The organism is Streptomyces sp. NPDC029152, assembly GCF_055564355.1.
In genome coordinates this window covers 468,391-480,288 of sequence record NZ_JBVHWR010000003.1, presented here as the reverse complement: position 1 = coordinate 480,288, position 11,898 = coordinate 468,391, and the positions used below count along the sequence as shown (strand labels likewise).

Genomic DNA, 11,898 nt, shown 5'->3' with positions numbered 1-11,898 from the left:
CTTCCGGTCCGCCGTCGGCGTGGACCCGCGTCCGGGGACGGCCGCCGGGGAAGGGCGTCGGGGCCCGGCCGCCGGCGGCCGGGCCCGGCGTGCCGCGGAGCACGGCGAGGCGGCGTACGACCACGAGGGACCCGCGCGGGCGGACCGGGCCGCGTACGGCACTGCCGGACCGCCCGGGGCGGGCGCGCGGGGCGATCGCACCGCCGGTGCGGACCGTCGTCGCCTCCGGCCGTGTGCGGGAGGGCTCGCGCTCCTCGCCCGCGTGCCGGACGGCACCACGGCCGTGTCCGTCACACCGCCACCAGGGGGGCGTCCTCCCGCCACTTGAGGATCTTGTCGAAGCTCACCACGGCCCCCGTCCGGCCCGGTGTGCCGCCGATGTGGACGTGGTCGGCGAGCTCCCGGATGAGACACAGGCCGCGCCCGTGCTCGGCGTCGGCGGGCACCGGACGGGCCGGGCCGCTTGGCCGGCCGCAGACACCCGCGTCGAAGCCGGGGCCCGTGTCGGCGACCTCGATGCGGCACCGCTCGCCGTCGAGGTAGGCCGTGACGCGGTACGCGTCCGAGGGGCCGCCGGGCTCGTCGTCCCCGCCGTGCTCCACGGCGTTGGCGCAGGCCTCGCTGAGGGCGACGGAGAGGTCGAAGGAGATGTCGGGGTCGACACCCGCGGTCTCCATCGTGCCGAGCAGCAGGCGGCGGGCCAGGGGCACGCTCGCAGCCTCGCGCCGCAGATGGAGTGACCACCAGATGCTCATGCTCCAGCCTCCCGGCCGCGCCTCGACATACCGTTACGTATTGCCCTTCGTGCACGGCCGTAAGCGCGCTGTCCGCGTCGAACCGCCCGGACGGCGGATGCGACCGCCCCGGTGACCGGTGTATGTGGGACGGCTCGTGGCAAGGGCGACCATCCGGTCGTACGGCATCTTGCGGACCTGCCGTACGGCGCGGGGACCGCCAGTGCGATGATGAGCCCGCCATGACTGCCCCCCACCCGCCTTCGGCGCGCTCCGGGAACGACCTCCGGATCCTGCGGGCCGCGGTGTTCGCCGCGGTCTGCGTCGTGCTGGCCGCGGCGGGGCACACGTTCGCCTCCTGCGCCGCCGTCCCCCTGTGGACGCTGGGCGCGGGATTCCTCGGGGCGGTCGTGGTCGCCGTGCCCCTCGCCGGGCGCGAGCGTTCGCTGCCCGGGATCGCGGTGCTGCTCGCGGTCGGCCAGACCGCTCTGCACACGGTGTTCGGGCTCGGACAGCACGGGGCCGCGGCGGTCACGGCGGTCACGGCGGGGACGTCCCCCGGCGGGGCGGGTCCGCTGTCCGACGCCTCGCTGGTCCAGCAGGCCGCACGCCTGGTCTGCGGGACCACCGCCGCGGCGATCAGCCCCGTCCAGGCCCAGCGGATCCTCACCGACGCGCGGCTCGCACCGGGTTCCGGTGCCCGCACCGGCGCGGCACACCACCCGGCGGACGCCCTGTCCGCCGCCGGCTCCTCCGCATCCCTGCTGCCGTCCCTGCCGATGCTGCTCGGCCACGTCCTCGCGGCGCTCGCCGCCGGCTGGCTGCTGCGGCGCGGGGACCTGGCCGTGGCACGGCTCGTCGCACTGTCGGCGCACTCCGCCCAGTCGATGGCCGAGGGAGCGCTCGTCCGCGCCCTGCGCGCCGCGCTCGCCCTGGTACGCGCCCTGCACCGCGGGCTCGCGGGAGCACCCCGCACGGGGCCGCGTCCACCGCGCACCGCCCTGCTCGCGCCGGCCCGGCCGCACACCACCGCTCTCCAGCACACGGTGATCAGGCGCGGGCCGCCGAGCACCCTCGCCCTCGCCGCCTGACACGACGCGACCACCGACCGCCGACCCGCTTCCACCTTCGGGCCGGAGTGACGGAGGAGGGGCCGCCGTCGTGCGGCACGCGCGCGTGCGCGCACCCCTCCCACCACTTCCGACACCGGCTCCTCGCCGGGTCACCACACGAAGCGGAGTACTCCGTCCATGAAGGTCTCCCGTATCGCCGCCGCCGGCTCCGCGGCCGGCATCGCCGTCCTCGCCCTGTCCGTCCCCGCCTTCGCGCACGTCAGCGTGCAGCCGGAGGGCGCGGCCGCCAAGGGCGGCTACGCGGTCGTCGACTTCAAGGTCCCCAACGAGCGGGACGACTCCTCCACCACCAAGCTGGAGGTCAGCTTCCCCGCCGACCACCCGCTGGCGTCCGTCATGCCGCAGCCGATCCCCGGCTGGAAGGCCGAGGTCACCAAGGCCAAGCCCGCCAAGCCGCTGGAGGCGCACGGCGAGCAGATCACCGAGGTCGTCACCAAGGTGACCTGGACCGCCGACGGCAAGGGCGTCGAGCCCGGCTACTTCCAGAAGTTCCCCCTCTCCATCGGCGCGCTGCCCGAGGACACCGACGAACTGGTCTTCAAGGCGATCCAGACGTACTCCGACAAGGAGGTCGTGCGCTGGATCGAGGTGCCGCAGGAGGGCCAGGAGGAGCCCGACAACCCGGCGCCCGTGCTCACACTGACCGCCGCCGAGGGCGACGCCCACGGCGCCGCGGGCGCGAAGACCGGCACCGGCGCCGGGTCCGCCGCCCAGAACACCGCTGCCGACACCTCCGCCGACTCCGGCGACGGCAGCGACACCACCGCCCGCGTCCTCGGCATCGCCGGCATCGTCGTCGGCGCGGCGGGCGTCGCGTACGGCGTCCTCGCCGGCCGCCGCCGGAACACCGGCGCCTCGGCGTAACCGCACCCCCCGCCGGTGTGCGCCGGGGTCCCGTTCGCGGACCCCGGCGCACACCGGGGCACATCACATCTGGGACATTTCTCCATGCGCAAGAAGACTTTCGCCGCGGCCGCGCTGCTCGCCGCCGCCTCCCTGACCCTCTCCGCCTGCGGCAGCGGCGGAGACAGCGACAAGCCCGTCACCATGGTCTCCGAGGACACCACCCAGCAGGCGGCCACGGTCCTCGACAAGCCGTTCGAGAAGCCTGACCTGGTCCTCACCGACACCCAGGGCAAGCCGTACGACCTCCGCGAGCAGACCGCCGGCAAGCCCACCCTGATCTACTTCGGCTACACCCACTGCCCCGACGTGTGCCCGCTGACCATGAACAACATCGCGGTGGCCAAGAAGCAGCTGCCCCGGGCCGAGCAGGACAAGCTGCGCATCGTGTTCGTCACCACCGACCCCGAGCGGGACACCCCCGCCGCGCTCGGCACGTGGCTCAAGGGCATCGACCCCCAGATCATCGGCCTGACCGGCGACTTCGACACCGTCCAGGCCGGCGCCCGCACCCTCGGCATCTCCATCGACCCGCCGACCAAGGACAAGGACGGCAACGTCGTGTCGACCCACGGCACCCAGGTCATCGCCTTCTCCCCGAAGACCGACGCCGGCTACGTCCTCTACGGCAAGGACGCCACCGTCGACGACTACACCGAGGACCTCCCCAAGCTGGCCGAGGGGGAGAACCCGTGACCCGCCGCCCCGCCCTGGCCGCCGCGGCGGTGATCGGCGCCCTGCTCCTCGCGGGCTGCGGCCACTCCGGCTCCGACGCGGCCGCCGAACTCTCCGTCGAAGCCGCCTACATACCGCAGCCGGTCTCCGACACGATGGCCGCCGGTTTCCTCACCATCGCCAACGAGGGCGACGCCGAGGACGAGCTGACGTCCGTCACCAGCGCGGCCGGCGAGGTCACCGTCCACGAGACCGTCGGCGGCACGATGAAGCGGGTCGACCGCCTGCCCGTCCCCGCGCACGGCGAACTCGTGCTCGAGAGCGGCGGCAACCACCTGATGTTCGAAAAGCTGACGCGCCGGCCCGAACAGGGTGAGACGGTCTCCGTCGAACTCCACTTCGCCCACTCCGACCCCGTCACGGTCGAGATGCCGGTGAAGCCGGCCACGTACCGGCCCGCCGCCGGACACACCGGACACTGAGGGAGGGACCACCTTGACCCGGACCACCGCCCCCCGCGTGCGGACCCTGGTGCTGCTGCTCCTGGCCGCGGCCTGCGCGCTGCTCGCCGCCGCCGGCCCGGCCTCCGCGCACGCCGCGCTGACCGGCAGCGACCCCCGGCAGGGGGCGGTGGTCGACAAGGCCCCGGCCCGGGTGTCGCTCACCTTCTCCGAGACGGTCTTCCTGGACGACGACTCGCTGCGCGTCCTGGACCCCGAGGGCCGGCGCGTCGACGACGGCCGGCCCGCCGGCACGGGCGGCACGACGTACGCCGTCAAGCTGCACGCCGGCCTGCCGGACGGCACCTACACCGTGGCCTACCAGGTCGTCTCCGCCGACAGCCACCCGGTCTCCGGCGCCTACACCTTCTCCGTCGGCGCCCCCTCCAAGACCTCCGTCTCCGTCGACGGCCAGGAAGCGGGCGGCGGCGTCGTCGGCGGGCTGTACGGCCTCGGCCGGTACGTGTCCTACGCCGGGTTCGTCGTCCTGGCCGGCGGCGCCGCCTTCGTCCTCGTCTGCTGGCCGCGCGGCTCCGGGGTACGGCCCCTGCAACGGCTCGTCGTCTCCGGGTGGCTCGCGCTCACCGCCGCCACCCTGCTGCTGCTCCTGCTGCGCGGCTCCTACACCGGCTCCGGGAAGCTCAGCGACGTCTTCGACCTGAGCCTGCTCGGACAGGTCCTGCAGACCAAGAGCGGCGCCTCGCTGGTCTCCCGGCTGCTGCTGCTCGCCGCGGCGGCCCTGTTCGTCGCCGTGCTCTTCGGCGCCTACGACAAGCGCGAGGACGAGGAGAAGAAGGACCTCACCTTCGGGCTCGCGGTCGGCGGGACCGTCGTGGCCGCCGGGCTCGCGGCGACCTGGGCGCTGTCCGAGCACGCCTCCGTCGGCCTCCAGGCCGGCCTCGCCATGCCGGTCGACGTCGTCCACCTGCTGGCCGTCGCCGGCTGGCTCGGCGGGCTCACCGCCCTGATCACCGCCCTGTACCGGGCCCCCGCCGGCACCCCCGTCCCCGCCACCGCCGTACGCCGCTTCTCCCGCATCGCCTTCGGCAGCGTGGTCACGCTCGTGGTGACCGGCGTCTACCAGACCTGGCGCCAGCTCGGCTCCTGGTCCGCCTTCACCGACACCCGCTACGGGCAACTGCTCCTCGTCAAGATCGCCCTCGTCGCGGTGATGACCGGCATCGCCCACCTCTCGCGCCGGTGGACCGCACGGCTGGCCCGGACGACGTCCGCGGTCGTCCCGCGGCGGGAGAAGGACCAGGTCTCCGTGACCGGCGGCCCGGCGACACCGGGGGCGTCGAAGGACTCCGGCGGCTCCGGGACTCCGGAGGACTCCCCCGCCGCCCGGGCGACGGGCGCGTCGAAGGGTTCCGGCGGTTCCCAGCGCGCCGCCCAGCTCGCCCGGCAGCGGGCCGCCATGGATACCGCCCGGCAGAAACGCCTGCGGGACGCCGACCCCCACCGCCTCGGACTGCGCCGCTCCGTCCTCGCCGAGGCGGGCGTCGCCGTCGTCCTGCTCGCCGTCACCACCGTGCTGACCCAGACCGAACCCGGACGCACCGAGCAGGAAGCCCGGGCCGCGGGCCGGTCCGCCGCCTCCTCGTCCTCCACGGCGTCCGCAACCGTGACCCTGGACATGCCCTTCGACACCGGAAGCGCGAACGGCAAGGGTGTCGTACGGGTCGAGCTCGCCCCCGCCCGGACCGGCGACAACGACCTGCACCTCTACGTCGAGGACCCGGACGGACGCGCCGTCGACATCCCCGAGATCAAGGTCGCCTTCACCCTGGAGGCCAAGGACCTCGGGCCCCTGCCCGTCGTCCCCGACCACATCACCACCGGACACTGGTCGGCGAGCGGAGTGCAGCTCCCGATGGCCGGCGACTGGAAGGTCGCCGTCACCGTGCGCACCTCCGACATCGACCAGGTGACCCTCTCCAAGAACGCGCAGATCGGCTGAACCGCACCATGGCTGACCAGTCCCTCCCGGAGGCCCGCCCCCACGGAACGACGCCCGGGGCACCCACCGGGCCCGGCCCGCACGACGCCGTCGACGCCGCCCCGCGCGAGGGCATCTCACGGCGCCGGCTCCTCGGCACCGCCGGTGCCACCGGGCTCGTGCTCGGTGCGGCGGGCGGCGCCGCGGGATACGCCGCCGCCCCCTCCTCCGCGGCCGCACCGCTCACCTCGCTGGGCAGCGAGCGGGTGGTGTTCCACGGGAAACACCAGCCCGGCATCACCACGCCGATGCAGGCCCGCGGGCACCTCGTCGCCTTCGACCTGAGGCCGGGCGCCGGACGCAAGGAGGCCGCCGCCCTGCTGCGCCGCTGGTCCGACACCGCCCGGCGGCTGATGGCGGGCGAACCGGCCGGACCCGGTGACACGGACGTCGCCCGGGACGCGGGCCCCTCCTCCCTGACCGTCACCTTCGGCTTCGGCCACAGCTTCTTCGGCCGGACCGGTCTGGAACGGCAGCGCCCGGCCGCCCTCGACCCCCTGCCCGACTTCTCCTCCGACCACCTCGACAAGGCCCGCAGCAACGGCGACCTGTGGGTGCAGATCGGCGCCGACGACGCCCTGGTCGCCTTCCACGCACTGCGCGCGATCCAGCGGGACGCCGGTTCGGCCGCCCGCGTCCGCTGGCAGATGAACGGTTTCAACCGCTCACCGGGCGCCACCGCCCGCCCCATGACCACCCGCAACCTCATGGGCCAGATCGACGGCACCCGCAACCCGAAGCCGGCCGACCCCGGCTTCGACGAGCGGATCTTCGTGCCCGGTAAGGGCGAGCCCGCATGGATGGCGAACGGCTCCTACGTCGTCGTGCGCCGGATCCGCATGCTCCTCGACGACTGGGAGAAGCTCTCCGTCACGGCCCAGGAGCAGGTCATCGGGCGGCGCAAGTCCGACGGCGCTCCCCTGTCCGGGGGTACCGAGACGACCGAGATGGACCTGGAGAAGACGGACGGGTCCGGAAAGCTGGTCGTCCCGATCAACGCGCACGCCCGCATCACCCGCCCCGACCAGAACGGCGGCGCCACCCTGCTGCGCCGCCCGTTCTCGTACCACGACGGCTTCGACGCCGACGGCGTCCCCGACGCGGGCCTCCTCTTCGTCTGCTGGCAGGCCGACCCGCTGCGCGGCTTCGTACCGGTGCAGCGCAAGCTGGACCGCGGGGACGCGCTGTCGCAGTTCGTCCGGCACGAGGCCAGCGGTCTGTTCGCCGTGCCGGGCGGGGCGGCGGAGGGCGAGTACGTGGGGCAGCGGCTGCTGGAGGGATGACCCGCCGCTCCGGTGCGTCGCCCCATGGGGTGGCGCGCCGGGGAAGCGTGCTCGCCGTCCGGCAGGGCCACTAAGGTGAGGCTCATGCCCGCCAGTTACGCGTATCTCGGTCCCGAAGGCACGTTCACCGAAGTCGCCCTGCGCACCCTTCCCGAGGCGGCGACCCGGGAACTGGTCCCCTACGTGTCCGTCCAGTCCGCGCTCGACGCCGTGCGCGTCGGCGAGGCGGAGGCCGCGTTCGTGCCGATCGAGAACTCCGTCGAGGGCGGCATCACCACCACCCTCGACGAGCTGGTCGCAGGCCAGCCCCTGATGATCTACCGCGAAGTGCTGCTGTCCATCACCTTCGCGCTGCTGGTCCGCCCCGGCACCAGGCTGTCGGACATCAAGACGGTCACCGCCCACCCCGCCGCCCAGCCCCAGGTGCGCAACTGGCTCAAGGCGCACCTGCCCGACGTGGCCTGGGAATCGGCCGCCTCCAACGCCGACGGCGCCCGCCTCGTGCAGGAGGGCCGGTACGACGCCGCCTTCGCCGGCGAGTTCGCCGCCGAGCGGTACGGCCTGGAGGTCCTCGAGTCCGAGATCCACGACGCGGAGAACGCCCAGACGCGGTTCGTGCTCGTGGGCCGTCCCGCCCGGCCCGCGGCGCCCACGGGCGCGGACAAGACGTCCGTCGTGCTCTGGCAGCGCGACGACCACCCCGGCGGGCTGCGCGACCTGCTGGGCGAGTTCGCCACCCGGGGCATCAACCTGATGCTGCTCCAGTCCCGGCCCACCGGCGCCGGCATCGGCAACTACTGCTTCTGCATCGACGCCGAGGGTCACATCTCCGACCGGCGGGTGGCCGAGGCCCTGATGGGTCTGAAGCGGATCTGTCTCCAGGTGCGGTTCCTGGGGTCGTACCCGCGCGCGGAGGTCGATCCGTCGGACGTGGCGCCCCTGCGGCGGGGAACCTCGGACGAGGAGTTCACCGCGGCGGCCGACTGGGTGGCGCGGTGCCAGGACGGCCGCTTCTGACCGGGCGTATCCACTGATCGCCGTTATCCACAGAAGTTATCCACAGGCCTGCTTCTCGACGTGAGGACAAGTCGATAACGAAGTCCCTTTCGGTCGACAAATCCTCCTACGGGCACCGACTTCGTCCACAGGCGCCCAGGCTGCCCCTCGTCCACCCTTTCCCTGCCCTTCATCCTCCGGAGTGGCCTGTTTTCGCTCGAAAGTGAGCATGCAGGGGGTTTGGCGCAAGAATTCCCCACCCGGCATGCCCCGTCATGCCCGTTTAGGAAGGATCACTTCCGGAGTCCACAGATCTTTCTCACAGCCTGTGGATAACTTTTCCCGAGCCACACGGCCTGTGGACAGTCGGCCCCCTACAGCCCGGCCAAGTCCCGCTCCGCGCAAGGAAGTCCGGTCAACCCGGTGCCCGCCGCCTGCATCCTTCCGGGGAAGGGAGCGCCCTTTGTTGACAGGTCCGGCAGGCGGGAACACAAAGTGCCATTTCCCCCACGGCGGAGCATGCGGGAACGCGGCCGGCAATAGTGAGTCGTGAGCCGTCACCGCGCACCGGTAGCCTTGACCGCGTGATTGACCTTCGCCTGCTCCGTGAGGACCCCGACCGTGTGCGCGCGTCGCAGCGTGCCCGTGGAGAGGACGTCGCGCTCGTCGACTCCCTCCTGTCTGCCGACGAGCGGCGCAGGTCGTCCGGCGTCCGCTTCGACGAGCTGCGCGCCGAGCAGAAGGGCCTCGGCAAGCTCATCGGCAAGGCCACCGGTGACGAGAAGGCCGAGCTGCTGAAGCGCGCGAGCCAGCTCGCCGCCGACGTCAAGGCCGCCGACGCCGAGCGTGACGCCGCCGACGCCGAGACCCAGGAACTGCTCCAGCGGCTCGGCAACCTCGTCCACCCCGACGTTCCCGTCGGCGGCGAGGAGGACTTCGTCACGCTGGAGACGCACGGCACGCACCGCGACTTCGCCGCCGAGGGCTTCGAGCCCCGCGACCACCTGGAGCTGGGCCAGCTGCTCGGTGCCATCGACGTCGAGCGCGGCGCCAAGGTCTCCGGCTCGCGCTTCTACTTCCTGACCGGCGTCGGCGCCCTCCTGGAGCTCGCCCTCGTCAACGCGGCGATCGCCCAGGCGACGGCGGCCGGCTTCACGCCGATGCTGACCCCGGCGCTGGTGCGCCCGCAGTCGATGGCCGGCACCGGCTTCCTCGGGCAGGCCGCCCAAGACGTCTACCACCTCGACAAGGACGACCTGTACCTGGTCGGGACGTCCGAGGTGCCGCTCGCCGCGTACCACATGGACGAGATCCTCGACGCCGACCGGCTGCCGCTGCGCTACGCCGGCTTCTCGCCCTGCTTCCGCCGTGAGGCGGGCTCGCACGGCAAGGACACCCGGGGCATCTTCCGCGTGCACCAGTTCGACAAGGTCGAGATGTTCTCCTACGTCCTCCCCGAGGACTCGCAGGCGGAGCACCAGCGCCTGCTGGAGTGGGAGAAGCAGTGGCTGACGTCGCTGGAACTGCCGTTCCGGGTCATCGACGTCGCCTCCGCCGACCTGGGCGCCTCGGCGTCGCGCAAGTTCGACTGCGAGGCGTGGATCCCGACCCAGGGCAAGTACCGCGAGCTGACCTCGACCTCGGACTGCACCGAGTTCCAGTCCCGCCGCCTGTCCATCCGCGTCCGCGAGGACAAGAAGGTGCGCCCGCTGGCGACGCTCAACGGCACGCTGTGCGCGGTGCCGCGCACGATCGTGGCGATCCTGGAGAACCACCAGCAGGCCGACGGCTCGGTGCGCGTGCCCGAGGTGCTGCGCCCGTACCTGGGCGGCCGGGAGGTCCTGGAGCCGGTGGCGAAGTGAGCGACACCGGTTCCGCCGGGGGTTTTCCGTACCGGCTGATCGCCACCGACCTCGACGGCACGCTGCTGCGCGGTGACGACACGATCTCGTCGCGCACCCGTGAGGCGCTCGCCGCGGCCACCGCGGCGGGCGCGGCCCACATCGTGGTCACCGGGCGCGCGGTGCCGTGGACCCGGCACATACTGGACGAACTGGAGTACGACGGCCTCGCCGTCTGCGGTCAGGGCGCGCAGGTGTACCACGCCGGGGAGCACCGGCTGCTGACCTCGGTCACGCTGGACCGCCAGCTGGCCGGGGTGGCACTGGCCAAGATCGAGGCGGAGACCGGTCCGCTGTACCTGGCGGCGAGCCGCGACGGTCTGGACGGCGACGTCCTGGTCGGGCCGGGCTACGCGGTCGGTGGTCACCTCCCGGCGGTTCCGTTCACCGACGCGTCGGACCTGTGGTCCGCTCCGCTGAACAAGATCTACATCCAGCATCCGACGCTGTCGGACGACGAGCTGGCGGAGGCCGCCCGGCAGGCCGCGGGCGGTTTCGTCACGGTCGTCATGTCCGGTGCCGGTGTCGTCGAGCTTCTTCCGCTGGGCCTGTCGAAGGCGACGGGTCTGTCCCTGGCGGCCCGCCGTCTGGGTCTGAAGGCGGCGGACACGATCGCCTTCGGCGACATGCCCAACGACATCCCGATGTTCGGCTGGGCCGCCCGGGGCGTGGCGATGGCCAACGCCCACGAGGAGCTGAAGGCCGTGGCCGACGAGGTGACGTCCTCGAACGACGAGGACGGGATCGCCGTGGTGCTGGAGCGGTTGTCGCTCTGACTGCGGCCGAAACGGTCCGGGCGGCGCCGGCGTCCCCGTCGGTCGGCCCACGCGAGGCGTCTCGCGTGCTCGAAGCGGCCGCCGATTCACCGGCGCCGTCCGGCCTCGTGCATCCACCACAGTGCCGGTACGGCAAGCCGGGTGCCACCGATTAAAGGCGGCCGTACGACGCCTTGCCGCCTGCGTCACCGTCGGGGCCGGGGCCCGTCACCGTCGGGTCCGGGGCCCGTCACCGTCGGGGCCGGGGCCCGTCACCGTCGGGTCCGGTCACTCCTCTCCCGCGAGCGTCAGCGACCGCAGCTTCTGGCCGGCGTACCAGGTCGCGAGCACGGTGACGGCGACCAGCAGCACCGTCGCGGTCGGCAGGCCCACGTCGGAGGTGACCAGGTTGCCGTCGGCCACCTTCTGGGCCACGGCCAGTGACCACTGCTGGACGCTCAGGGTGCGGGCGCCGGGCACGAGGGAGCCGAACAGTGCCTCCCAGACGAGGGCGTAGACGAGTCCGAAGACCACCGCGTGCCGCGACACCGTGCCCAGCAGCAGGAAGAGCGCGGCGTAGGCGATGGAGGCGACCAGCGCGGCGATCGTGTAGGCGACGGCGACCTGCTGGCCGTTGCCGTTGAGGATCAGGCCGGCGAGCAGGGTGGGCACGGCGGAGAAGACCATGGTCACGGCGATGGCGACGATCAGTTTGGTGAAGATGATCGTCGGCCGCTTGATGGGCTTGGACAGCAGGTACACCACCGAGCCGTCGTCGATCTCGGGACCGATGGCGCCGGTGCCCGCGATGACGCCGATGATCGGCACCATGGTGGCGAGCGCGAAGCCGCCGAGCACGTCGGTCGCCGTCTGGTCGTCGGCCCCGGTGAGCGCCCGCACCGCCACGGCGATGACGAGCAGCAGCAGGGGGAGCGCGCCGAGGATGAGGGCCCGGCGGCGGCCGAGCAGGGCCCGGTAGGTGAGCCGGGCGACTGTGGGGTCGTACATTCTTCGGCCTC

Annotated in this window: 11 protein-coding genes; 9 read left to right on the top strand and 2 right to left on the bottom strand. The window is 73.0% G+C overall.

Features of this window, described 5'->3' with window-relative positions; translation table 11 throughout:
• Positions 1-290: 290 nt before the first annotated feature.
• Positions 291-755, bottom strand: a complete 465-nt coding sequence (locus tag ACZ4V6_RS08860) for an ATP-binding protein (RefSeq protein ID WP_467824106.1) — start codon at positions 753-755, stop codon at positions 291-293.
• Positions 756-976: 221 nt separating this feature from the next.
• On the opposite strand from ACZ4V6_RS08860, the gene ACZ4V6_RS08855 reads away from it, so the two are divergent.
• From ACZ4V6_RS08855 to ACZ4V6_RS08815, 9 genes are all read left to right on the top strand, one after another.
• Complete coding sequence (locus ACZ4V6_RS08855) at positions 977-1,825, top strand: hypothetical protein (protein WP_467824104.1); 849 nt, start codon at positions 977-979, stop codon at positions 1,823-1,825.
• 159 nt (positions 1,826-1,984) lie between these two features.
• Positions 1,985-2,731 carry a YcnI family copper-binding membrane protein gene (locus ACZ4V6_RS08850; RefSeq protein ID WP_467824102.1) on the top strand — a complete coding sequence of 249 codons (747 nt, stop codon included), beginning with the start codon at positions 1,985-1,987 and terminating at the stop codon, positions 2,729-2,731.
• Positions 2,732-2,815: 84 nt separating this feature from the next.
• Positions 2,816-3,466, top strand: a complete 651-nt coding sequence (locus tag ACZ4V6_RS08845) for an SCO family protein (RefSeq protein ID WP_467824099.1) — start codon at positions 2,816-2,818, stop codon at positions 3,464-3,466.
• The gene (locus tag ACZ4V6_RS08840; protein WP_467824097.1) at positions 3,463-3,927 is read left to right on the top strand and encodes a copper chaperone PCu(A)C; all 465 of its coding nucleotides are present in this window, start codon (positions 3,463-3,465) and stop codon (positions 3,925-3,927) included. Before ACZ4V6_RS08845 ends, ACZ4V6_RS08840 begins: the two co-directional genes overlap by 4 nt.
• A 13-nt stretch (positions 3,928-3,940) precedes the next feature.
• Positions 3,941-5,905, top strand: a complete 1,965-nt coding sequence (locus ACZ4V6_RS08835; protein WP_467824095.1) for a copper resistance CopC/CopD family protein — start codon at positions 3,941-3,943, stop codon at positions 5,903-5,905.
• An 8-nt stretch (positions 5,906-5,913) separates the two neighbouring features.
• Entirely contained in the window at positions 5,914-7,227 is a 1,314-nt protein-coding gene (gene efeB / locus ACZ4V6_RS08830; RefSeq protein ID WP_467824093.1) for an iron uptake transporter deferrochelatase/peroxidase subunit, read from the top strand.
• 84 nt (positions 7,228-7,311) lie between these two features.
• On the top strand, positions 7,312-8,244 hold the full coding sequence (gene pheA / locus ACZ4V6_RS08825; RefSeq protein ID WP_467824091.1) for a prephenate dehydratase: 933 nt from the start codon (positions 7,312-7,314) through the stop codon (positions 8,242-8,244).
• Between the two features lie 563 nt (positions 8,245-8,807).
• The gene (gene serS, locus ACZ4V6_RS08820) at positions 8,808-10,085 is read left to right on the top strand and encodes a serine--tRNA ligase (RefSeq protein ID WP_077798118.1); all 1,278 of its coding nucleotides are present in this window, start codon (positions 8,808-8,810) and stop codon (positions 10,083-10,085) included.
• Positions 10,082-10,900 carry an HAD family hydrolase gene (locus tag ACZ4V6_RS08815; RefSeq protein ID WP_467824089.1) on the top strand — a complete coding sequence of 273 codons (819 nt, stop codon included), beginning with the start codon at positions 10,082-10,084 and terminating at the stop codon, positions 10,898-10,900. The genes serS and ACZ4V6_RS08815 overlap by 4 nt, the downstream gene beginning before the upstream one ends.
• A gap of 267 nt (positions 10,901-11,167) precedes the next feature.
• Here ACZ4V6_RS08815 and ACZ4V6_RS08810 read toward each other — a convergent pair whose 3' ends face one another.
• Positions 11,168-11,887, bottom strand: a complete 720-nt coding sequence (locus ACZ4V6_RS08810; protein ID WP_467824086.1) for an ABC transporter permease subunit — start codon at positions 11,885-11,887, stop codon at positions 11,168-11,170.
• Between the last annotated feature and the right edge of the window lie 11 nt (positions 11,888-11,898).